Raw genomic sequence first — 23,346 nt, forward strand, 5'->3', positions numbered from 1 at the left:
GTCACTCTCAACTTTGGTTATGCCGCTGGAACGGTATTAATGAGTTTGTCGATGACTTGGTCACTTGTGACGCCGTTTGCTTCGGCTTCAAAACTTAAAATAATGCGGTGGCGCAGTACATCATGAACAACAGCTTGAACATCGTCCGGTGTTACGAAATCCTTATTTTGTAGCCAGGCATGCGCTCTCGAACAACGGTCTAATGCAATTGTGCCGCGTGGACTTGCACCAAACTCAAATAAACTCGCTAGTTCTTCATTGTAGAGTTGTGGTTCACGTGTCGCCATGATCAATTGCACTATGTATTCTTCTACAGTTGGTGCCATGTGCATTTGCAATATATCTTGGCGAGCTTGCATCAAATCTGCTTGGCTTATAGCTTGTGAGGGTGGTGCCTCATTGGCTTGCGCTTCTTGGCGGACTAACCGCAGGATTTCCGCTTCAGCTTCCGCTTTGGGGTAACTCACTTTGACGTGCATTAAGAAACGGTCGAGCTGTGCTTCTGGTAGAGGATAAGTGCCTTCTTGTTCAATAGGGTTTTGTGTCGCCATGACCATAAATAGTTCGGGTAAGGCGTAGGTTGCTCTACCGACTGATATTTGGTGCTCAGCCATAGCTTCTAGAAGGGCAGACTGGACTTTCGCCGGTGCGCGGTTGATTTCATCGGCTAATACGAGGTTATGAAAGATGGGCCCAGGTTGGAATTCAAAGTCACCTGTTTCTGGGCGGTATATATCTGTCCCTGTGACATCGGATGGCAGCAAGTCTGGCGTGAATTGAATCCGGTGAAAGTTGCCCTCGATTCCATCGGATAAACACTTAATGGCTTTGGTTTTAGCTAGTCCGGGGGGACCTTCCACTAACAAGTGTCCGTTAGCCAGCAAGGCGATTAATAGTCGCTCAACTAACGCTTCCTGGCCGATAATTTGGCCATTCATATAGCGTCGAAGTTGGTCAATGGCGTTTGCCGGACCGTGAACGGTATTGGCTGACGTTTCCGCTGACGTAGGGTTGCTCATCAAATATTCCTTAAACTGTTATTTTAATCAGCGCCTGCTGACTGCCGTACTATTTCGCTCGCGGCCAAAATGAGGGCCATGTGCCCGTTTTCAAGCTACCGCAGCCCGTGTTGCGAGGGCTGCGCCTCACACTAAGCTGGGTTATATCTCAAGTTATTGAATTGTCGAGAGATTTTACCCTCTAGCCTAGGGCCGTAAAACCCTTATTGAGACCCTTATCGATTAAAAGTTCCCGATTGAAGCTTTGTCCCCTAAACGCTGGAATTTGCATTATGGGTTGATAGCTAGGTATAGCTCTAAAACTCGCCCAAGCCTCTGTGATGCCTGGTTTTCAGTATGGTCTATGCTAAACAGAAGGGTAGGTATTTATTGAATTTAAGGACCAGACCGTGAAAATAAGTGCACTGGATATAGAGACGGCAGAGGCGTTTGCGAAAGAGGTTAACACGCAATTTAGGGATCGGCTCAGAGAGACCGAAAATGCTGACTTTTTTACTTTCGTTGAACTGTATTTCCACCAGTACCCTCGGGAGGAGTTAGTTGGCCAAAATTGGGATGACCTATTTGGCTGCCTCTACGGTTGGTGGGAGTTTCTACAAAAATTTGACCGTTCGAGCAGTAAAGTACGGGTCTTTAATCCTAGCCTTGAAGAGCATGGCTGGCTAAGCAGCCACACGGCTATTGCGGTACTACATCGAGATGTCCCCTTTTTAGTTGACTCTATTCGCCTCGAAATAAATCGACGAAACATAGCAATTCATACAATCAAAAGTACTTTGATTTCGGTGGAGCGAAATGAGAGCAGCGAGTTGCTTAGAGTGCTTCCGGGTAAGAGCAGCGATAAGCTCCCATCAGCTGATGCCGCTCAGGGCTTAGCGGCAAATGAGTCGCTATTGTTTTTGGAGATTAATCGTCATACCGATAAACAAGCACTGCATGAGATTAGTTCAGCAATTAGCGATGTACTAAAAAGCGTTGATGCGGTGGTCAATAGTTATCATCCACTATTAGAACAAGCACAGGCCTCAATCGACAACATTAAACACGCGCGTTCACAGTGCAGCGACGATTCACTACTGACTGAGATGGCGAGGGCCGAGATCTTTCTGCAATGGATGAGAGAAGGCTACTTTACGTTTATGGGCTATGCCGAATATGACATAAAAAAAAGTAAGTCCGGAAAAGAGTTAGTTGAGAATATAGAATCTCGCATGGGCATTGCAAAATTACTTGACATTCCTGCCCGGCGCATTGATTTGAGCGAAGACCTTCCCGGCGTCAAGCAATTTTATGAATCTTCACGGGTGATAAACTTCGCCAAGGCGTTTGCCAGGTCGCGGGTACACAGATCAGCTTATCCTGATTATGTCATCGTGAAACGATTTGATAAAAACGGTAACGTCTGTGGAGAAAGCCGGTTTAAGGGTTTGTACACCGCTGAAGTCTATAATGACTCGCCGACCGCAATCCCCATCATTTCTGATAAGGTTGGTTATGTCTTTTCAAAGGCAGGGTTGGAGGTCGATAGTCATACGGGAAAAATGCTAAAACAAATCTTGGAAACATTTCCAAGAGACGAGCTGTTCCAGTCTACGCCAGAAGAATTATATGATGTAGCCATTCGCATAGCGCAAATCAATGAACGTTACCGCGTTCGGTTGTTCATGCGCAGAGGGCCGTACGGAAAATTTGTCAGCTGCATGCTCTATGTGCCGAAGGATATTTTCAATACCCAAGTTAGGCTGAAAATACAAAGCATTATTGGTGAGGTTCTCGGGGCAACGGAGCAGGAATTTACCACCTATTTCTCAGAGTCCATTCTGGCAAGAGTGCACCTGGTATTTAAAATCAATCCAAAGTCGCCTCTTGAGTTCGACGTCAAAGAGCTTGAACAGCGAATTATCGATGTCATTCGCTCATGGGGTGAGCATCTTGCGACATCTCTTGTTGAAACGTTAGGTGAGGAGAAAGGGACCCAGTTCTATAACCAGTATAAAGATGGTTTTTCTAACGCTTATCGCGAGAGCTATGACGCGAGAACCGCAGTTCACGATATTCAAATGCTGGACGAACTAAATGGCGATACTGATATTGTTATGAGCTTCTATCAGCCTATTGGTTCCGAAGAGCGATCAGTTCGATTTAAGATTTTTCGTAAAGATCACGCATTAGAATTATCAGATATCATTCCTCTGCTCGAAAATCTGGGCTTAAGAGTTATCGGTGAGCATCCATATCAGTTGCGACGTGTTGTCAGTGGAGAAAAGCAGATGATATGGCTGCATGATTTTTCGCTAGAATATAATTTGCCCACGATTATCGATGTCAACGCTGCGCGACAGAATTTTCATGAATCCTTTTTGGCAATATGGCAAGGGAAGGTTGAGAGCGATGAGTTTAATCATCTCGTTCTCGGTGCTCGTCTTAACTGGCCAGAAGTCAATATTCTGCGTGCCTACGCCGCGTATATGAAACAGACGATGTTCAATTTTAGCCAAAGCTATATCGCCAGTACATTATCTGCACACTTAGATATAACTCGCAATTTAATCGCGTTATTCAAAGCAAATTTTGACCCTAGAATAAATCAAAGTACCGATAAGGATCGCGAGCGCATTGATAGGCTTACGGATAAAATACTTAAATCTTTAGATGCCGTTGAAAATTTAAACGAGGATCGAATCATCCGCCGGTACCTGGATCTTATACAGGGTACGTTAAGGACTAATTATTTTCAGGTTGACTCCAATGGTAAGCGAAAGGAATACCTGAGTATCAAGTTTTCACCAAGAACGATCGCGGACATTCCGGAACCTCGACCAAAATTTGAAATTTTTGTCTATTCACCTCGTGTCGAAGGTGTTCACTTGCGCGGCGGTGCAGTTGCTCGTGGCGGTTTACGCTGGTCGGATCGGTTTGAGGACTATCGGACTGAAGTACTTGGATTGGTCAAAGCACAACATGTTAAAAATGCCGTGATAGTTCCTGGTGGGGCGAAGGGTGGTTTTATCGCAAAGTCAGTGATGCCACACTTCACGCGCGAAGAAACTTTTGAGGAAGGAGTTGCTTGCTACAAAACGTTTATTTCGGGTTTGCTGGATATTACCGATAATCTCATTAATAACGAAATAGCGCCTCCGGAACAGGTTGTGCGAAAAGACGGAGATGATCCTTACCTTGTTGTCGCGGCGGACAAAGGGACTGCCACTTTTTCAGATATCGCGAATGCCATTTCAAAAGATTACAACCACTGGTTGGGTGATGCCTTTGCTTCAGGCGGTAGCCAAGGGTATGACCACAAAGGTATGGGTATTACCGCTCGCGGTGCGTGGGTGAGTGTGCGACGGCATTTTAAAGAGAAAGGTATTGATATACAAAAGGATGACTTTACTGTCGTTGGTATCGGGGATATGGCAGGTGATGTGTTCGGCAATGGCATGTTGTTGTCAGAGCATATTTGCTTGACGGCAGCCTTTAATCATCTACATATTTTCGTAGACCCTAATCCCAACGCGGCAAAAAGTTTTAAAGAAAGGCAGCGTTTATTTGCTCTGCCCAAAAGTAGTTGGTCAGATTATGATGACACCTTAATTAGCAAGGGGGGAGGTGTTTTTTCCCGTTCGCTTAAGTCCATTTCAATTTCACCTGAAATGAAAAAACGGTTTGGTATTAGTGCCTCATCGTTGACGCCGAACGAGTTGATATCAGCCTTGCTCAGGTCACCCGTTGATTTATTGTGGAATGGTGGCATCGGGACCTACATCAAATCACGCAATGAAAGCCACGCGGATGTTGGAGATAAAGCCAATGATACGTTAAGAGTGAACGGGGATGAACTGCGTTGCAAAGTATTTGGGGAGGGCGGCAACCTTGGGATGACGCAATTGGGGCGAGTTGAGTTTTGTCTTAATGGCGGGGCATGTAACACAGACTTCATCGATAACTCCGCCGGTGTCGATTGTTCTGACCATGAAGTTAACATCAAAATTCTTTTAAATGACTTGGTGGTTAACGGTGACATGACTGAGAAGCAGCGTAATCAGTTACTTGCGGAAATGACGGATGAAGTGGCTGAGTTGGTGTTAGACAACAACTATCAACAAACCTTGTCGATCAGTATTGCGTCTAGTCAAGCCGTTCAGCGAATGGGGGAATATCGGCGCTTTATCAATGATTTGCAAACAAAAGGTACTTTAGACCGGCAATTGGAGTTTATTCCAGAGGATGAGGTATTAATTGAACGCCAAACAGCAGGTATAGGTTTAACTCGCCCTGAGCTTTCAGTGCTCGTCTCTTATTCAAAAGTTGAGCTAAAGGAAGTGTTGGCTAAGAGTGATTTAGCTGCTGATAGCTATATGGCGAAATGCTTGAACAAACCATTTCCAACGCCTTTACAACAACGTTTTTCTGATGCAATAGCTGCTCATCGATTGCGCAATGAGATTATCGCCACCCAATTAGCCAATGATATGGTTAACACCATGGGCTTTACCTTTGTTCAACGCTTGTCTGAGTCGACGGGTGCCAGTGCGGATCAAATTGCCAAGGCCTATGTTACCGCGCGAGATATCTTTGGCTTTCCCGAATTTAAACATGCGGTGGAAGGTTTCGACTACAAAATTCCCGCAGATTTACAATCTGAAATGTTAATTGGGATGGTGAGGCGTGTCCGTCGAGGCACACGTTGGTTTTTGCGAAACCGTCGCGGTCAGTTATCGCCGGAGCAAGAGATCAATACCTTTCTACCGCTAATGCAAGATATTTCAGCTTCTTTGCCGGATGTACTACGAGGTGATTCGCTGGTGCAGTGGAATAGTGAATATAACCGTCTAATCAACTTAGGGGTTTCTTCTGAGTTAGCCACCGCACTTGCGATGCCCACGAATCTTTATAGTGGCCTCGGTATGATTGAGGCCGCACAGCAATCGGAAACATCTGTTCATAAAGCCGCTCAGACGTATTTTATTCTGGGAGATAAAATATCACTGGGTTGGTTTGCCAACGAGGTGTCAGAAGTCAAAGTCGAGAGCTATTGGCAAGCGATGGCCCGAGAGTCATACATGGATGATTTAGAGGCTCAGATGCGGACGCTGTCAGTCGCGATTATTCGGCTGGCAGGTCCAGAAGGTGATATCGAAGAAACCGTCGAAAAATGGATGGCCTTTCACTCTACGTTAGTGGGCCGCTGGCGAGATATGATTACTGAGCTGCAAGCGGCACCTGGGACAGACTTCGCTATGTTCTCTGTGGCTTTGCGCGAACTGCTGGATCTGGCACAGGCGAGCCAGCATTGTATTTCCCTTGATGAGGCTTGTTAGGAAGAGAGGGGACAGTCACATCGGCTATGAACAGTCTTATTGTCGATATTGCAATTAGCGCCGACGAGTTTGAGCGACTGTATCAGGGCAGCGCCAAAGATGTGGTAACCCACGCTAGCAATGGCCAAACGGTAAGATTCCCCGGAAAAATACTTATACCCTATGTGACTCGCAGCGGCATTCGTGGCCGCTTTCAAATTAACTTTGACCACCGTAACCGCTTTCACTCTGTTTACAAATTGTAGGTTTATTCAGAGTGTATTGTGTTTAAGCAAGGTTGGCTTTCTTTTGGTCAATCACCGTGCTTCGGTCGACCTTCTGCAGCGATTCCGGTAAGCTGCGCGGCCTGACTTACCCTTCCGTTTAGCTAGAGGTTTGCTTCGATTCTATGTACGGTTTAATTCGCCCTTTATTGTTTAAGCTAGATGCAGAGCGTGCTCATGGCGTCTCCTTGTCCGCCTTGGATTGGGTAAATGCCTGCCATCTTCTCAAGCCTTTTGCTCCTAAGGTTCCTAGTGACCCCATCACGGTAATGGGAATCACTTTTCCTAACCCGGTAGGGCTCGCAGCAGGCTTAGATAAAAACGGAGATCATATCGATGCTCTTGGGAATTTAGGGTTCGGCTTTATTGAAATTGGTACCATCACACCGAAGCCGCAACCGGGGAATGACAAACCTCGTCTTTTTCGATTGCCAGAACACCAGGCCATTATTAATCGAATGGGATTTAACAATCTCGGTGTTGATCACCTGGTCGAAAAAGTAAAAGCGCGAAAATATAAGGGAGTCTTGGGTATCAACATTGGCAAGAATGCTGTTACGCCGGTAGAAAATGCCAACGACGATTATAAAATTTGCCTACATAAAGTTTATCCGCATGCGGATTACATAACTGTCAATATTTCATCCCCTAATACTCCCGGGTTGCGGACGCTGCAATATGGAGAGCAACTCGATCAGTTGCTTTCGATGTTAAAGCACGAGCAACAATTATTAACGGATCAGCACGGACGTTATGTACCTATTGCCGTCAAAATCGCGCCGGATATGGATGAAACGGAAATCAAACAGGTGGCTACAAGTCTGCTAGGCAGCGGTATAGATGGAGTCATCGCGACAAATACCACATTAAGTCGTGAGGCTGTAGCTGGGCATGTCTATGCAGATGAGGCGGGTGGCCTTAGTGGCGCGCCAGTGACAGCAGCTTCAACTCAAGTCATTAAATTACTGCATGCAGAACTAGGCTCTAGGTTACCCATTATTGGTGTCGGTGGCATTATGGATGGTGAGTCCGCACAAGAAAAAATAGAAGCTGGCGCTAGTCTTGTTCAAATTTATAGTGGCTTTATTTATCGCGGGCCTGAGCTAATTACCGAGGCGGCAGACGCGATAGCGTCGTGCCGCTCGGGTTAGGGTACCTAAAGTACCAGCTCACCGAATCAGTGAGCTATCAAATGAGACGATAAACGTCTCGGGATCCCTGTTGAGGAGACAGGAAATTGTTGGCTGCCAAGGGCAGTTTTAATGCGTTAGAAATCGGACTTTAGAGGTCAAAAATTGCTAATACGTTGAGCCTGAGCTGCTCGGTTGAAACCATTCCAGAGATCTTCTCTACCTTCACGCCAGCCACTTACCCACTCGTGACGAATTGGACCGTCTTGGTGGGGGCATTGAGAATGTGATCGTCCCTCAACACCTGCTTGATATCCTTTTGTAAATGCACGGTTAATTTGGTTTCGTTTTTGGCGTTTCATAAGTGTAAGTACCTCTTGTATTTATGACTTAACTGCGAGAGCTGTAGGCGATGTTGATGACATAGCGCTTATCACTCAGCAGTTGTTTTCCTCTTGCATGTTCACCAAATAAAGCGAGTGTTTAATGCTTTATAAGGTTATTGAAGATGCGAATCGGTGCATAATGTTTTGGGTCTTTAGCGGGCGCAGACCTGTGTATTGAGTATTTACAAGGTATTTGCCGCTATGCTGTAAAAGCAATATCCAAAACAATTTGGGTGCGGGCGATCACGTTGCCCCTTACTTTTTAACCTCCGTGGTTGGTTATCGTTGTTGGTTTGTTAGTGTATGAAAATCTTGGCTTTGGCCAAATAATTTGCATCATGTATTAGTTGCCTTCAAAGCGTTTACGGCAACAATTTCGGAACACGTGTTTTTGAACATGTCATCCAAGCAGCTAATATTTTGAAAACTTACTGACCTCTTGACACGACCTAATGCTGGAGGCAATTGGTCTTAGGTGGTAAAAAGCCTAAATAACGTAGGCGGTCATCTGAGAAACAAGGCGGGCTTGGCTAAGCACTCCGAAATAGGAGTTGTTCAAAAACCGAACCGCAGAGCCCCTGTTGAAAAAGTAACTTTCGTCAAAGCGGACTTCCAGTAGACAAAAAATCCTGAGGCTTGTGAATGAATTAATTGTTCTATAGCTTTAGAAGGTTATCGCTTAATGAAATATTCATCGCTAAGTCGTTGAAAAACGTCGAAGAAAGTAACGTACCCAATCGCTAGATTCACACATTTTTGAAAGAAGAATTGATAATGACTACCTCCTCTCCACTGTTTGACCTATTTGCAACGTGTCCTAAAGGGTTGGAATCGCTATTGCTCGCTGAAATTGATGCGTTGGGTGGTCAAAATGTGCGCGAAACAGTCGCTGGAGTGAGCTTTCAAGGCGATTGCACCGTGGCCTATCGGTGCTGTCTATGGTCAAGGCTGGCTAACAGAGTGCTTCTCGTGCTTTCACGAAGCCCTGTTGATGATGCTCAAGCACTGTATAGGGCGGTTGATAAGATTGAATGGGCGAGCCATATGGAGCCAGAATCGCACCTGTGGATCGACTTCAATGGTACCAGTCAGGCGATTCGAAATACTCAGTTTGGCTCGCAGCTAGTCAAAGACGCCGTTGTTGACCAGCTCAGGCAGCCTGATGGTTGTAGGCCAACAATCAACAAGAATAGCCCTGATGTAGTCATCAACGTGCGCCTGCACCGGGGGCAGCTAACTATAGCTATAGACCTTTCTGGGGCTAGCCTTCACAAGCGTGGCTATCGAGAATTCACCGTCGAAGCACCGATGAAAGAGAATTTGGCTGCTGGTTTACTCATTCGCTGCCAGTGGCCTGCATTGGCTGAGCAGGGCTATGGTTTGATTGATCCGATGTGTGGAAGTGGCACCTTGTTGATCGAAGCCGCCATGATGGCGACGGATACAGCCCCAGGGTTGTTGCGGGATCAGTTTGGTTTTGAGCGTTGGAAACAGCATCAACCCGATGTTTGGGCGGCGTTGCGTAAAGAAGCCTTTGCTCGGCACGAAGCAGGGTTAGAGCGGCCGCTAGAAGAGATTCGCGGCTACGATGAGAACCCTCGAGCTGTAACTGCGACGCAGGAAAATAGTGCCATTGCTGGTTTCGAGGGCTTGATTAAAGCAATGGTGAAGCCGCTCGCTGAATTTAAGCGGCCCACCCATAAGCCTCTCGATAAAGGCTTGGTGATAACCAACCCGCCTTATGGTGAGCGTCTTGGAGATCAAGAGAGTTTGTTGCCGCTGTACCAGCGTTTGGGAGCGGTGTTGAAGTCTGAGTTTCAAGGCTGGAAAGCCGGTGTCTTCACATCGAATATTGAACTCGCGAAAAACATGGGGCTGCGTTCCTATAAGCAATACAAGCTATTCAATGGGGCTTTGGCGAGCCAATTATTGATGTTTGACATTGAGCCGCAGTATTTCGTGAAGGATCGCGAACCTGGTGATCGAGGGCCGCGATTATCTGAAGGGGCGCAAATGGTAGCCAATCGCCTGAAAAAAAATCAGAAGCAATTGGCGAAGTGGTTAAAGCAGTCACACGTCAGCTGCTACCGGCTATACGATGCAGACTTACCCGAATATGCCGCAGCAATTGATGTCTACGAAGATCATATCCATGTGCAAGAGTATGCGGCGCCGAAATCCGTAGACCCTAAAAAAGCAGAAAAACGATTTAACGAATTACAGCAGGCTGTGGTAGCGAGTTGTGATGTTTCCCGCGAGCATATCCATGTAAAGCAGCGCCGTCGCAATAAAGGGAAACAGCAATACGAAAAGCTCGGCTCAGATCCTTTTACAGACCAATTTACTATTCGAGAAGGCAAGGCAAACTTTTGGGTGAATTTGGATAGCTACTTAGACACCGGAATTTTCCTTGATCATCGACCAGTCCGGCAGTTGGTTGCCGAATTATCTTTGGGACAGCGTTTACTCAATTTGTTTTGTTATACGGCGACTGCCACAGTGCAGGCGGCGCTAGGAGGCGCAAGTAGCAGTGTCAGTGTTGATATGTCTCGCACCTACCTGCGGTGGGCGGAAAAGAATTTTCGTACCAACAAACTAAGTGATCGTCATGAACTCGTTCAAGCGGACTGTTTGGCTTGGTTGAAGGCCTGCCGCGAGCCCTTCGACGTAATACTGCTCGATCCTCCTAGTTTCTCAAACTCCAAACGGATGGACGAAGTCTTGGATATTCAGCGCGATCACGTATCATTAATTAAGCGCTGCATGGAACTACTTAATCCAAAAGGTACCTTAGTGTTTTCCAACAATTTACGTAGCTTCAAACTAGACAACGAAGCTCTCGATAAATTTGATGTGAGTGATATTACAGTCGATACGTTGGACAAAGATTTTCAACGCAATAGCAAAATCCATCAGTGTTTCCTTATCCGCCATACGTCGTGAACACGGTTGAATAGGTTAGGTAGAAATGTCAAAACCCTTCGTTGTAAAGAGTCAATTCAAGCCCGCTGGTGACCAGGTGACTGCCATTGAAGGGTTAGTTAATGGAATCAACGCTGGCTTAGCACATCAAACGTTACTGGGCGTGACTGGGTCCGGTAAGACCTTTACCGCGGCGAATGTGGTGGAACGAGTGCAGCGCCCGACCATGGTTATGGCTCCAAACAAAACGCTGGCGGCGCAGCTCTATGGCGAATTTAAAGAGTTCTTTCCCGATAATGCCGTAGAATATTTTGTTTCTTATTACGATTATTATCAGCCAGAGGCTTACGTACCGTCTTCAGATACCTTTATCGAAAAAGATGCATCAATTAACGAACATATCGAGCAAATGCGGCTGTCGGCGACTAAGGCATTGATGGAACGAAAAGATGCGTTGATCGTAGCCACAGTTTCTGCAATTTATGGTTTGGGTGATCCAGAGTCATACTTCAAAATGGTGCTTCACCTGGTGAGAGGTGATCGCATTGATCAACGCGCCATTTTACGGCGCTTAGCTGAATTACAATACAACCGAAATGATATGGATTTCCGTCGCGCGACCTATCGCGTGCGCGGCGATGTGATCGATATCTACCCCGCAGATTCAGACCGCGAAGCGATTCGCGTTGAACTGTTCGATGATGAAATCGAAAACTTATCTTTATTCGATCCATTGACGGGCGAAGTGCTACAAAAAGTTGCTCGATTTACGATTTACCCTAAATCGCATTACGTGACGCCTCGGCAAACAGTTCTCGATGCGATCGACAAAATTGAAGCGGAGTTAGGCGAACGCTTAGAGTTTTTGCGCAAGGAAGACAAGCTCGTGGAAGCGCAACGGTTAGAACAGCGCACACGCTATGATATCGAAATGATGCGCGAGCTGGGTTATTGCACGGGTATCGAAAACTACTCGCGATATTTATCTGGTAGAAATCCAGGTGAAGCACCGCCAACACTATTTGATTATCTGCCGTCTGATGCGTTGCTAATTATTGACGAAAGCCATGTGTCAGTGCCTCAAATTGGCGGAATGTATCGTGGAGATCGTTCAAGAAAAGAAACGTTGGTTGAATACGGATTTCGGTTGCCCTCGGCGTTAGATAATCGACCGATGAGATTTGATGAATGGGAGCGGTTAGCGCCGCAAATGATTTTTGTATCAGCCACTCCAGGGCCATACGAGGAAGAGCACGCAGCGCAAGTGGTTGAGCAAGTGGTACGACCAACCGGATTAGTCGACCCAGAGATTGAGGTGCGTCCCGCCAGTACGCAGGTGGATGACGTCCTGTCTGAAATTAAGCGATGTGTAGCGCTTGATGAACGTGTCTTGATCACAGTGCTCACCAAACGTATGGCGGAAAACTTGTCTGAATATTTGGATGAGCAGGGTGTTCGCGTGCGCTATTTGCACTCTGATATAGATACCGTAGAGCGCGTTGAGATTATTCGTGACTTGCGTTTAGGTAAGTTCGATGTGCTCGTCGGAATTAACCTCTTGCGAGAAGGCTTGGATATGCCAGAGGTATCTCTGGTGGCTATTTTTGATGCAGATAAAGAGGGTTTTTTACGTTCAGATCGATCACTGATTCAAACAATTGGTCGTGCTGCACGGAATGTTCATGGTAAAGCAATTTTATATGCAGACGGCATGACAGGGTCAATGGAGCGAGCGATAGCAGAAACTGAACGGCGTCGTAAAAAACAAATCGCACATAACGAAGAACACAATATTACACCGCAAGGTATAACCAAGCGAGTGGTTGATATTCTCGAGGCGACCTATAACCCTGGGAAAGGGCCCAAGCAAAAACGTCAAACAGTTGCGCAGAAATACGCAGAGTATGATGTTGATGCACTGAGTGGGAAAGATGTCTGGAAGTTGATCGATCAATTAGAGAAACAAATGTTCGAGCATGCCAAAAACTTGGAGTTTGAAGAGGCGGCAGCGCTGCGCGATCGTATCGAGAAGCTCAAATTGAACGCATCTTAAAGGATAACGTGTTAGTTCAATTCTCTAAGAATTCGAAAGCCGATCCATTCGCTAGTTGTATGTGATTTCTCTCCGTCACGTGAATAGCTAAACAATTTTTTCGCTGAATCATTTGCAGCGCCACCACGGATAGCCCGTTTGGTGCAGCTTTCATTTTCCACTGCTTGACCATCTGTGGGGGCACCCATGTAATGCGGTTGATAGCAATCCAGTGTCCATTCAGCAACGTTTCCAGCTGTATCCATAACGGCATAACGGTTCGCAGGAAAACTTCCTACTGGAGCCGTCTTTGCTTTGAAGAGGCTGGTGTAATCTGAATCACACCCACGCTTACAGTTTGCATGTTGCTCCGGCTTTCCATTCCCCCACCAGTAATTAGTCTCGGTTCCTCCGCGGTGAATGTACTCCCATTCTGATTCGGAAGGTAAGCGGTATTGAGCGCCGGTTTGCTGGCTTAACCATTGGGTATATTCGTAGGCGTCCTGCCAGCTTACGTTGATAACTGGCCGATTGGCTCGTCCCCAATTGTTGTCGCTAGGAAGTGGTCGGCTTGTCGCTTTCGCAAACTTATCGTAATCAACAAATGTTACCTCAAATTGACCTATTGCAAACGGTGTATTAATGCTCACGGAATGTTGGGGTGAAGCGTTTGCTTCACCTTTATGACCCATCAAAAATTCTCCTGTGGGTACAACGACCAACGAGGGGGCTTGAGAGCCATCGGCCAGCGTATCCCGAATTTTGTCACCCGGTTGATAGTCAACTTTTAGTGAGACAATATGCTGGTAGTCTTCATCATTAATGTTTATCCATTGTTTCTCGGTGATATAGCCCGGGCGTGACGTTTCGATTAAATAGCGGCCGGGCTCTAATCGCATTCCTTGATGAAAGCGCTCTTTGATATTAAGGACTCTTATTCGTGCGTTGTTAGGTTTAGGTGTGACATTGAGGTGGTATGTCACCAACTCCGTGACCGTCGGTGGTTCGTCATCAGTCACGTCAGTAACGTCACTTGAGTCATGAGTGTCTACCGCCTCAGGCTCTATTTGTTGCTGTGGCGCGGGCTGTTCGACGATGGTGGGTATACTCGGCGTAGCAGGTGGCGACTCGATCGCTACCTGATCGCGACCGAGCAGCTCGTCAGCGTAGCTTTCGATGACAGATGCTGTGACATGAATAATTTTTCCCATGCCACTGGCATAAACGGAATGACGTGGCTCAATGAGTTTAGTAAAGCCCACACTGAACGCACTCCACATAACGCCCAAAATCAAAACAATGGTAAAAAAACGCGTAATGATACTAATTTGGCGTGCGCCTACCTCTTGATAGTGTGCTGCTTTTCTTACGCGAGTTGAGACCACGGTGTCGCGGGTTTCAAGGCTAGGGTCGCTGCTGAAGTAGACCTCAGTAACATTCACCTGAGGGCGCTTATAGAGGCCGCGTGAAGGCGTCCAGCGCCAGCTAAAGAGCCGTTCTGTTAGCTGCATCCACTTGATGCGCAGTGCTGCGATACTTGTGAGCACGAGGGCCTTAAACAGCGCCATGACATTCATGCTGGCGGGGTCTGTATAAGGTGTTTTTCGATTCGGGAACCCCGAAAGGGTTTCCTCTAATATATCGATAGCGGCAACTAATTCGGCACCCGTTTGAAAACGATCATTGGCATTTTTAGCCAATAATTTATCGATGAGAGGTTGTAACACGGCGTGCTGACCAGGCAACTTCGGAACAGGTTCGGTGAGGTGCTTGATAGCGATAGCAACAGACTCTTCCCCTTGAAAGGGTACAGACCCCGTCAACATTTCGTAGAGTACAACCCCTAAACTGTATAGATCTGAACGGCCGTCGAGAGGCATTCCCCGCGACTGTTCTGGGCTCATATAATGCGGGGTTCCAACCACGGTGCCCGCGTTCGTCACTTGTGTCGACGCCGACGCGGCTTTGGCGACACCGAAATCGGTTAATACCGCAGTTCCATCGTCGCGAAACAGGATGTTTTCTGGCTTGATATCCCGATGTACATAACCTTTCCGGTGTGCGACATCTAGGGCGTGAGCAATTTGGCGCAATACGGATAATGTGCCCGCCGTGTCTAACCCTTGAACCATTTTCTCATGGACTGTTCCGCCAGGAAGATAGTCCATCGCAATGTAATTCAAACCTTTGTAGCGGCCAATATCATAAATGGACACAATATTGGGGTGAGATAATTGCCCAACAATGTTGGCCTCACGCTGAAAACGCTCTCCAAATACTGGATCTGCATTGAGTACTGGCGACATGACTTTAAGTGCAACTTCACGCCCGACGCTGAGCTGAATAGCAAGGTAAACAGTAGACATACCGCCCTGGTTTATTTTGCGCAGAATTTTGTAACCAGGAATTTGCATGTGCGCGGTTTATAACCTTTCTTAGATTATTTTAATTATTAATAAACTCAATGAAGTTTGATCTATATGCTTGGTTAAAATAGATGCGACTACACCATCCAAAGCCAGTAGCACAATAAGATAAAACACAAGAGAGTAATACCATAGATACTATGATCGACGGTTGGCTTGCCCGATAAGGAGGGCAGCCAGTCTTGTAAAAATGCGATTGCTGAATGCTGCTGTCTCGGTGCTTCAACGAGTAGAAGTGTAATGTTGTCTCTACCGCCGTGATCGAGAGCTAACTTCATCAACGCGGTTGCCGCTTGATCTGTTGTTCTACTTTCGCAGAGTGTTTGCGCAATATTTTCATCGGAGACTTCATCGGTCAGTCCATCGCTACACAATAATACCCATTGGCCGCTTTGCCATTTGCCGTGCACTGAATCGACTTTTACAGCGTCAACATCGGTTGAACCGATACATTGCGTGATAATATTTTTATCAGGGTGGGTGGCGACATCTTCTTCACTAATGGCGCCTGTGGCTAGGAGCATTTGCACGTAAGAGTGGTCAGTTGTGAGTTGCTCTAACGTGCCGCCTGATTTGTCTGGCGTCCACAGATAGGCACGACTGTCTCCGACCCAGGAAACCTGGTATTCAGTCTCACTAGTTTCCAACGCGACCACTGTCGAACCCATGCCTTTCGCACCGGTGCCATTTTCCACAGCTTCTAAAACCGACTGATGCGAGCGTTGAATAGCATCAGCTAATGAACGTTCATCGAGTCGTTCTTTTTGAATGGTCTCGACAACGATTGCACTGGCGACTTCACCGGCGTCATGACCACCCATGCCGTCGGCAATAACCCAAAGACCCTGTTCGGGAAGACTTATATAGCTGTCTTCGTTATTGCCTCGCTGTAGTCCTTTATCGGTGACAGCGCTGCTTTTTATTATGGCCATTCAGGGTCCTAGATTGCGAATTAGTTCACACTTGGGCAACAATTTACTGATTGTTCTTCCGCTGTGTTGGCGTTAACCAGCGGTTCCTTTAATCTACATTTTGTCTCTAAGCTATTGAATTATCAAATCCTTTTGTTAAATTATCACGCATCCAACATGCCGCACTGGTGGTCAAGTTAGATACAAATAACAGCAGTGTAGTTCTTTATTTTCTGGCTCGAATGCTTAAACAAAGCCAATGCCAGCAACAAAGAGCTTAAAAACAGGGCGTTACTCATGCTTAAGATCCGCTTTAAAAATAATAAGCTCAATGCGGTGTGGCTTGTAGAACCAAAAGTAACCATTGGTCGTGCCAGTGGCAACGATCTTGTGGTTGATGATCCCAATGTGGCGGACGCACATGCCGAAATCACGGTGAAGTATGAAAGTCTAAATATCGTTAACGTTTCCGGTAACAAACCTGTATACGTCAATCGTAAAGCGATTAATCATACTGCGCCGTTGTCTATCAACGACGAAATTATTATTGGTAAGACAATTCTGCAAATTGTTGACCCTAAGTCGGATCGACCGGTAGCACCTAAATCTGCCAAGAAAGCTCCCCCAAGTACTGGCTGGGCGTTAAAGGCGAATAGCACCGCGTTAGCCAATCGAGTGTTTAGCATCAAAGCAACAACCGTTATTGGTCGTTCTAACGAATGCGACATTACTTTAGCTGCCGCGCACTTATCACGTCGTCACGCACAATTAACGGTGAATGAAGGTTTACTGTATGTCAAAGATCTTGGCTCGGCGAATGGGACTTACCTCAACGGAGAGAGGATAACCGAGTCTCGCGTCAACCGTGGCGACGATTTGCGCTTTGATACGCTCAGTTTTGGAGTCATTGGGCCGTCACAGGATTTGGATAAAACAACGGTTCGGCCTGCTAATCAACAGACCCCAGCGCCACAAAAGGCGGCGGCTAAGCAACACAAGGCACCTGTTCATGCTGTTAAAGGTAATACCGGAGCATTGCCGATAGCGGAAGAGTCGAGCGACTGGTCTGATTCTGACGAATTTGGCACAGATTATTCGACCCCAGAACCCAAGTCGAAGTTTGGCTTGATCCTTGGGGTTCTCATCCTCGGCATAGCGGCTGCCGTGGCGGTCGGTGTTCAGCAAGGCTTAATCACTTTTTAAGAGCTAGTGAACATTGAGGTGCCAATATCCCTTCCACCCGTGATGTGAGGCGCCACGTGGGCAATTTAGTATTAAGGTCTCCGCAATCTAGCCGATAACCCTAGCAATCGCTGCCATTTGTCGAGCAGTAGGCTCTAACGCTAGGGGATTGCCATGCACATTCTGCCATTTACACAACCTTCAGACCTTAGCCGACTGTTGTCCGGTCGAGAGGGTTTGCAGCACGCACAGCAAGGTGGCCGTCATCATCAGGCAAACGTTAACAGGCTCCATTCTGGGGCTTCTAGCGAGCATTCGAATGGGCAGGGGGGGAGCCTTCGCAAAGCGGGTTTTGCGGCTTTTGAAAAACAGTTAGAGAAAACCTACGAATTTCTTGCTAATCGTGGTGTGAAAGTAGGGGCAACGGAGTTGTTGCCTGCGACATCGGCTGAAAATGTAGCTAACAACATTCTCGGATTCATTGAGCACCGAGTGAAGCAAGACATTCAAAAGGGAGCTAGCACAGAGGAAATTTCGCAGCGTTTGGAAGAGGGCCTGGCAGGGTTTAAGCAGGGTTTTGCTGAGGCAAAGGAGAAGCTTGAGTCATTGGGGTTTCTATCGCCAGAGATTAATGAAGATATTGGCAAGACCTACGAACTCGTGACCGCCGGGATAGACGATCTGAAGGAACGCTATCTTGCTCGCACCGAGGAGCCAGAGCCAGCTCGCTCGACAGTTGGTGCCGCATTAGAGGCAGGCTTTGGCGAGGTCCGTTACGGTCAATCCAGTAGCTTTGAATTTGAAGTGGAAACAGCAGAAGGCGACACTGTTACCATCCAAGCGAGTTCAAAATCGCTGTATGTTGCGCAATACCGCTATGGTGCTTTTAACCAAGAGGGTACGAATGGTGACCATTTCAGTGGCGCATTCGAGCAATTTTCCAGTAACAGCCAAGATTCATCGCGCTTTTCTTTTTCCGTCGACGGCGATTTAAATGCTGACGAAATGTCGGCAATCAATGATTTGCTGGGGCGAGTGGAAGATCTTTCACAAACGTTTTTTTCTGGCGATGTTGAAGGTGCGTTCAATCAAGCCGTAAATCTAGGCTATGATCAGCAGGAGATTGTTGGTTACTCGTTGAACCTGCGTCAGGTAGAAGTAGAGCGCGTCACGGCAGCTTATCAGCAGTTCCTGCCCGCGTCGCCTGCTGCTGATAATGGCGGAACCGGATTTTCAAACAGTTTATTACCTGTTGGAGATTTCGCTCGCGGTGTATTGGATGCTGTTGATGCAGCTCATCCCTTTGCAGATCCAGCGCGTTTAATTAGCGATCTGGCCGGTCGTTTTGAGCAATTATATCAAGCACATGAAGAGGCCGAGTCGCCATCGCGATTCGAGCGCTTTGTTGGTGACATACTAGACGCTCTGCCCGAAGCGAACAGCTAACGCTTCATCATTCTGACGAACGCTATTTCTGCGTGTTAAAATGTCGGCTTTTTGTCGGGCCAAATTATGCAGCAATTGATACTTTATTCCACGCTAGGCTGTCATTTGTGTGATCATGCCAAGGAGATTCTTTGGCCAATTCTTGCGAACACAAATTTTACGTTATCAGAGGTCGATATTGCCGACTCTGATCAATTAATGGAACTCTACGGCACATCTATTCCAGTATTAGAATATGAAAAGTCTGGAGAAAAGCTTTACTGGCCCTTCGACGAATCCCAAGTTCGTTTGCTACTCAATTCGCGTATCTCCTAGTATTTGATGCGCTCCGCGTCGTTTATTTTTCGGCTATCGCGAATTTTTGGGTCTACACTTCAAAGTAGATACCAAGAATTAGCATTATTATGTCGAAAATACTCGCTTCCGTCGATTCTCGTACCCAGCTGGTAGGTGAAAACCGACTCGAACTGTTGATGTTCTGTTTGAACGGTCAGCAGATGTTTGCGCTTAACGTATTCAAAATCAAAGAGGTGATGAGCGTTCCCCCTCTGGTTGCTATGCCACAACGAAACCCTTTGGTTTGTGGCGTAACACACCTGCGGAATCGCACCATTCCTGTTATAGATTTAAGTGCAGCGATTGGCAGAAGGCCGATGGCGGATATGAGTCAATGTAACCTCATTGTTACTGAATACAACCAGAGCGTACAGGGTTTCTTGGTCGGCGCCGTCGATCGAATTGTGAATTTAAACTGGGATACCATCATGCCTCCGCCAAAGGGTGCGGGGAAAAAACACTACCTGACGGCAATCACTCAAGTGGACGATCGTATTGTTGAAATTCTCGATGTTGAGCGGGTATTGTCTGATATTGTGCCGTATGACACATCGGTTTCAGACGATGTTTTGGACGCGGAGTTGGCGAACCTGGCGCGCGATGCTGAGCTCAAAGTATTATTTGTCGACGATTCACCTACAGCAATGAGTCAAGTAAAAGAAACGCTGCAGAATCTTGGCGTTGGGTTGATTGCGGTGCAAGATGGTTTGATGGCGTTAAGTCTACTGAAAGAGTGGGTCGCCACTGGTGTTAACCCGCATGACAAGGTGTTTATGGTAATTACGGATGCTGAAATGCCTGAGATGGATGGCTACCGTCTTACCCACGAAATACGCAACGACCCTAGTCTGAAAGATTTGTACATTGTGCTTCACACCTCGTTAAGTGGTAGCTTTAACAAAGCAATGGTGGAAAAAGTTGGGTGTGATGATTTTTTATCGAAGTTCACTCCAGACTTATTGGCGGAGCGTGTTCAAGAGCGCGTGCGTGTGAGATTAGGTGTGAAACCAAAAGATCAATAGAATGCTTTCAGAATCAAGCGATTTCTGTAGTAACTTTCTTTTAGAGCTCTAAAAGAGCTCTATATCATCTTCGTCTTCTTGATCGTCTTGTTTGTGCAGTAATTCTCGGTAGGTGGCCAAGGCTTCTTCAACACTTGCCCCGCTGACTATTTTCTCGAACATGGCGCGCTCGCATTCCATCGAATAGCTTTCGCGTACTTCTTCTTTGATCTGTTCCCAGCTGCCAATATCGTTAAGCGAGTTTAGGTCGCTAAAAATTTTTGTCATCCTTTCAAGCCCACGAGAAACATGATCGAGTCGTTGGCTGATGCGGTCATAAAATTGGAAAGCGGTAATGGCTTCGTTAATGCGCTCGCGCATTTCTTCAGTCGTCCAGATAGGGTTGCCATCACTGTCTTTTTCAACATTGCTGCCGAGTGTTTGCCCTGCTAGGCGGGTAAAAGTGTCAGTCAGTTGTTGTACTGAGGTATTGCTCTCAACGATAGAAGTCTCTATTTGGCAAATGGCGAGATAGAGCATGGTGACAGTTTCGCGTGTATGTACCCAAGCATCGTGAGTCATCACATCTGAGGGAGCTGTTTGTGATTCTGAGCTTTGTTTGAACGAGTCCATATTCATATTCGCAGTAAATTCTATAGTGAGCGTTTAGACAGCAATGGAGTACGACTACCATTTTATTAGCTGGTTAATGCGGAAAACTGACCGCCTTATCTAAGGATAGACAACTGTCCGATAAGAGAAAGAAAATCTTGAAAATATGCATTGAAGATTTAAACCATAATCAAAATAATTTGATTATGGTTATTTTGTATTCCGCAGGGACTGTTTTGGCGGCAATAGTTCGTGTGCTTGCAGCAGTGGCGCGCTTTCGCCTAAGCGATAGCTGTAGATCAGAGAGTAGGAGAGAACATTTTGTACGTAACCGCGCGTCTCTTTAAAGGGAATGGTCTCGATCCACACATCGTTTGGAAGTTCAGAATCTGTTTTCGCCAGCCACTGTTTAACACGGTGAGGGCCTGCATTATAGGCAGCCGCAGCAAGGACGCGATTTCCGTTAAATTGCTCTAACAATTGATCGAGATAGCGGCTGCCAAGAGCGATATTGTGCTCGGGTTTAATTAAGTCCCAATACCGATACTTTATTCCATTACGTCGTGCCGTTTGTTTGGCGGTTGCGGGCATTAGTTGCATCAAGCCCATGGCACCGACAGAAGATTTGGCGTCCGCGGCAAAGGCACTTTCTTGGCGAGCAATGGCGAAAAGCAATGGGCTCTCAATATGGGTGGCTTTTGAAGCCACTTCGACTTCGCTTTGGTAGGCGAGCGGGAATCGTAATTTTAAATCGTCCCAATAACGGGCAGCTGCCATCGCTTGAATGGTTTTTCGGTGCCATCCCCACTGATCAGCTAATTTTCCAGCGGCGAGTAGCTGATCAGGCTCCATATCTTTGGTTGCGTAATACCATTCACGGCGTGCATCGCGCAGATTGCCTATCTCAAGTAATTCATAGGCACGTTGCATTGCCGGTAGATTACGGACGATATTCACCTGATCTACCGGGGAATCAACCGGTCGATTTAAGAGGGTGTAGTCTTGCCCCACAATATCTGCAGCCATAAAGCCGTAAAAGCTGCGCGTTAATGAAAGGCTTGCATAGATCTGTTTGGGAGTTGGGTAGGCTGGGTCGTCAATGCCTAGTTGCTCCATTGCGCGAGCGCGCCAGTATAACCAGCGTTCACTTTGCTGCTCTTCAGGGCTAAATAATTGCAGCGCGTTATACACTCTTTGCCAGTCTTGTTGACTCAGAGAATCGCGAACCATCCAAGCCACAAGTTCTTCACTCGAGGCGCTAGGTGCCGTAGCAAGCAACAGTTCGGCCTGAGGCATATTGCCTTGGCGGGCTAATTGAGTAATCAAATATTCTAACGTGTAGGCCCGCTCCTCAGAGTCAAAGTAGTGGCTTGCGTTGTAGCGTTCCCAGAGTGCCAATGACTTTAGTGAATCCCGCCGTGCGTATCGCCTTAACCCATGCAGAATGATTTCTTGCATTTCTGGTGTCTGGTCGGCAAAGCGACGGACGTTTTCGAGCTTTTGAGGATAGCGGTCAACCGTTTGGTAGAGTTTGGCGAGCTTCTGCATCTCCACCGGCATTTGTTTGGCGATATAGCGTGCAAGTGTTCGCTTGCGGCCGTCAATGGCTTTGCTGTGACGGTCCCAGGCCAATTCGGGGGTTAGGTACCCGGCTTCTCGCCAAGTTTTAAACAGTGGATCGCACTCGTCTGGTTGAGATTTGCCAACATTCCATAGTGTCTCGACTTCTTCTAACGCCTTGGCATCGCCAGTATTTATGCGAGCTTGAATATAGTAGCAAGTCAGTTCGGCGCTGCCCTTGGCGATAGTCGACGTCGGGTAGTATGTTCTGTAATCGTGCCAATGCCGCTGCTTGGCCAGTAACTCTAGCCAGTCTCGATCGAGCTTATCGCCGATGTAGGTGTTTTGGTGTTGTTGCAGAAAGGCTTCGACTTCTTGGTAAGGGAATAAATAAAGTTTGCGCCGAAGGTTTTCGTAGTCCAAGTACGGTTTTAGGGGGTAGCCGTTAAGTGTCTTGAGGTATTTGTTAAAGCTTTTGAAGTGCCCTTTTTTGAGCGCGCGCCTGGCTTGTTGGTATTGGCCTCGTTGCAGCTGGGTTAGGCCTGATCCACCAGGGTTGAGCAAATCTTTAGGTTTTATAGAGGAGTTTGCGTTGGTAATATGACTAACGCTCAACAATCCTGTTGTGACTAATAGCGTCGCCGCTGTCACCGCGAGCTGCTGAGCTACACGGACAGCAAAATGGCGGCTTTTCGCTGGGTTGTTGGCCATAAGCTTTTGACTATCTACTACGTGTTTTTTAGCGGCTAGCGTCAGGTTTAAACACCTAACGGCAATGTCCGCTGCATTATGTTCTAGAAAG

15 protein-coding genes are annotated in these 23,346 nt (G+C 46.9%); 9 read left to right on the top strand and 6 right to left on the bottom strand.

Annotation, left to right across the window (positions count from 1 at the left end; all coding sequences use genetic code 11):
* Positions 1-17: 17 nt before the first annotated feature.
* On the bottom strand, positions 18-1,019 hold the full coding sequence (locus ACZ5NB_RS07295) for an AAA family ATPase (RefSeq protein ID WP_460232373.1): 1,002 nt from the start codon (positions 1,017-1,019) through the stop codon (positions 18-20).
* 389 nt (positions 1,020-1,408) lie between these two features.
* Here ACZ5NB_RS07295 and ACZ5NB_RS07300 point away from each other — a divergent pair, with 389 nt between their 5' ends.
* The 3 genes from ACZ5NB_RS07300 to ACZ5NB_RS07310 all read left to right on the top strand — a co-directional run bounded on the left by ACZ5NB_RS07300 (position 1,409) and on the right by ACZ5NB_RS07310 (position 7,751).
* On the top strand, positions 1,409-6,337 hold the full coding sequence (locus ACZ5NB_RS07300) for an NAD-glutamate dehydrogenase (RefSeq protein WP_460232374.1): 4,929 nt from the start codon (positions 1,409-1,411) through the stop codon (positions 6,335-6,337).
* A 26-nt stretch (positions 6,338-6,363) separates the two neighbouring features.
* Positions 6,364-6,582, top strand: coding sequence for a DUF2835 domain-containing protein (locus ACZ5NB_RS07305; RefSeq protein ID WP_460232375.1), 219 nt, complete (start codon positions 6,364-6,366; stop codon positions 6,580-6,582).
* Between the two features lie 143 nt (positions 6,583-6,725).
* Positions 6,726-7,751: a quinone-dependent dihydroorotate dehydrogenase gene (locus ACZ5NB_RS07310; protein ID WP_460232376.1), complete on the top strand. Its 1,026-nt coding sequence runs from the start codon at positions 6,726-6,728 to the stop codon at positions 7,749-7,751.
* A 137-nt stretch (positions 7,752-7,888) separates the two neighbouring features.
* Here ACZ5NB_RS07310 and rmf read toward each other — a convergent pair whose 3' ends face one another.
* Positions 7,889-8,092, bottom strand: coding sequence for a ribosome modulation factor (gene rmf / locus ACZ5NB_RS07315; protein WP_460232377.1), 204 nt, complete (start codon positions 8,090-8,092; stop codon positions 7,889-7,891).
* A gap of 798 nt (positions 8,093-8,890) precedes the next feature.
* Between rmf and rlmKL the strand changes: the two genes are divergently transcribed.
* The gene (rlmKL, locus tag ACZ5NB_RS07320; RefSeq protein ID WP_460232378.1) at positions 8,891-11,059 is read left to right on the top strand and encodes a bifunctional 23S rRNA (guanine(2069)-N(7))-methyltransferase RlmK/23S rRNA (guanine(2445)-N(2))-methyltransferase RlmL; all 2,169 of its coding nucleotides are present in this window, start codon (positions 8,891-8,893) and stop codon (positions 11,057-11,059) included.
* 25 nt (positions 11,060-11,084) lie between these two features.
* Positions 11,085-13,091, top strand: a complete 2,007-nt coding sequence (gene uvrB / locus ACZ5NB_RS07325) for an excinuclease ABC subunit UvrB (protein ID WP_460232379.1) — start codon at positions 11,085-11,087, stop codon at positions 13,089-13,091.
* Between the two features lie 11 nt (positions 13,092-13,102).
* Here the strand turns inward: uvrB and ACZ5NB_RS07330 are convergent, their stop codons facing one another.
* Together ACZ5NB_RS07330 and ACZ5NB_RS07335 are read right to left on the bottom strand one after the other, a co-directional pair.
* The gene (locus tag ACZ5NB_RS07330) at positions 13,103-15,484 is read right to left on the bottom strand and encodes an SUMF1/EgtB/PvdO family nonheme iron enzyme (RefSeq protein WP_460232380.1); all 2,382 of its coding nucleotides are present in this window, start codon (positions 15,482-15,484) and stop codon (positions 13,103-13,105) included.
* 89 nt (positions 15,485-15,573) lie between these two features.
* Positions 15,574-16,428 (bottom strand): PP2C family protein-serine/threonine phosphatase, encoded by an 855-nt coding sequence (locus ACZ5NB_RS07335; RefSeq protein ID WP_460232381.1) that lies wholly within the window; start codon positions 16,426-16,428, stop codon positions 15,574-15,576.
* A 276-nt stretch (positions 16,429-16,704) separates the two neighbouring features.
* Here ACZ5NB_RS07335 and ACZ5NB_RS07340 point away from each other — a divergent pair, with 276 nt between their 5' ends.
* The 4 genes from ACZ5NB_RS07340 to ACZ5NB_RS07355 all read left to right on the top strand — a co-directional run bounded on the left by ACZ5NB_RS07340 (position 16,705) and on the right by ACZ5NB_RS07355 (position 20,393).
* The gene (locus ACZ5NB_RS07340; RefSeq protein ID WP_460232382.1) at positions 16,705-17,610 is read left to right on the top strand and encodes an FHA domain-containing protein; all 906 of its coding nucleotides are present in this window, start codon (positions 16,705-16,707) and stop codon (positions 17,608-17,610) included.
* Positions 17,611-17,763: 153 nt separating this feature from the next.
* Positions 17,764-19,035 carry a DUF5610 domain-containing protein gene (locus tag ACZ5NB_RS07345; RefSeq protein ID WP_460232384.1) on the top strand — a complete coding sequence of 424 codons (1,272 nt, stop codon included), beginning with the start codon at positions 17,764-17,766 and terminating at the stop codon, positions 19,033-19,035.
* A gap of 66 nt (positions 19,036-19,101) precedes the next feature.
* On the top strand, positions 19,102-19,350 hold the full coding sequence (locus ACZ5NB_RS07350) for a glutaredoxin family protein (protein WP_460232386.1): 249 nt from the start codon (positions 19,102-19,104) through the stop codon (positions 19,348-19,350).
* An 89-nt stretch (positions 19,351-19,439) separates the two neighbouring features.
* Positions 19,440-20,393 carry a chemotaxis protein CheV gene (locus tag ACZ5NB_RS07355; protein WP_460232387.1) on the top strand — a complete coding sequence of 318 codons (954 nt, stop codon included), beginning with the start codon at positions 19,440-19,442 and terminating at the stop codon, positions 20,391-20,393.
* 48 nt (positions 20,394-20,441) lie between these two features.
* Here the strand turns inward: ACZ5NB_RS07355 and ACZ5NB_RS07360 are convergent, their stop codons facing one another.
* Entirely contained in the window at positions 20,442-21,005 is a 564-nt protein-coding gene (locus ACZ5NB_RS07360; protein WP_460232388.1) for a hypothetical protein, read from the bottom strand.
* A gap of 189 nt (positions 21,006-21,194) precedes the next feature.
* Complete coding sequence (locus ACZ5NB_RS07365) at positions 21,195-23,255, bottom strand: transglycosylase SLT domain-containing protein (protein ID WP_460232390.1); 2,061 nt, start codon at positions 23,253-23,255, stop codon at positions 21,195-21,197.
* Positions 23,256-23,346: the final 91 nt, after the last annotated feature.

The organism is Aurantivibrio plasticivorans (assembly GCF_055392955.1).

Bases quoted from the DNA above. Each gene is read 5' to 3' on its own strand.
- ACZ5NB_RS07295 (WP_460232373.1), bottom strand. From the start codon at position 1,019: ATGAGCAACCCTACGTCAGCGGAAACGTCAGCCAATACCGTTCACGGT.
- ACZ5NB_RS07305 (WP_460232375.1), top strand. From the start codon at position 6,364: ATGAACAGTCTTATTGTCGATATTGCAATTAGCGCCGACGAGTTTGAG.
- ACZ5NB_RS07310 (WP_460232376.1), top strand. From the start codon at position 6,726: ATGTACGGTTTAATTCGCCCTTTATTGTTTAAGCTAGATGCAGAGCGT.
- rmf (WP_460232377.1), bottom strand. From the start codon at position 8,092: ATGAAACGCCAAAAACGAAACCAAATTAACCGTGCATTTACAAAAGGA.
- rlmKL (WP_460232378.1), top strand. From the start codon at position 8,891: ATGACTACCTCCTCTCCACTGTTTGACCTATTTGCAACGTGTCCTAAA.
- uvrB (WP_460232379.1), top strand. From the start codon at position 11,085: ATGTCAAAACCCTTCGTTGTAAAGAGTCAATTCAAGCCCGCTGGTGAC.
- ACZ5NB_RS07330 (WP_460232380.1), bottom strand. From the start codon at position 15,484: ATGCAAATTCCTGGTTACAAAATTCTGCGCAAAATAAACCAGGGCGGT.
- ACZ5NB_RS07335 (WP_460232381.1), bottom strand. From the start codon at position 16,428: ATGGCCATAATAAAAAGCAGCGCTGTCACCGATAAAGGACTACAGCGA.
- ACZ5NB_RS07340 (WP_460232382.1), top strand. From the start codon at position 16,705: ATGCTTAAGATCCGCTTTAAAAATAATAAGCTCAATGCGGTGTGGCTT.
- ACZ5NB_RS07345 (WP_460232384.1), top strand. From the start codon at position 17,764: ATGCACATTCTGCCATTTACACAACCTTCAGACCTTAGCCGACTGTTG.
- ACZ5NB_RS07350 (WP_460232386.1), top strand. From the start codon at position 19,102: ATGCAGCAATTGATACTTTATTCCACGCTAGGCTGTCATTTGTGTGAT.
- ACZ5NB_RS07355 (WP_460232387.1), top strand. From the start codon at position 19,440: ATGTCGAAAATACTCGCTTCCGTCGATTCTCGTACCCAGCTGGTAGGT.
- ACZ5NB_RS07360 (WP_460232388.1), bottom strand. From the start codon at position 21,005: ATGGACTCGTTCAAACAAAGCTCAGAATCACAAACAGCTCCCTCAGAT.
- ACZ5NB_RS07365 (WP_460232390.1), bottom strand. From the start codon at position 23,255: ATGGCCAACAACCCAGCGAAAAGCCGCCATTTTGCTGTCCGTGTAGCT.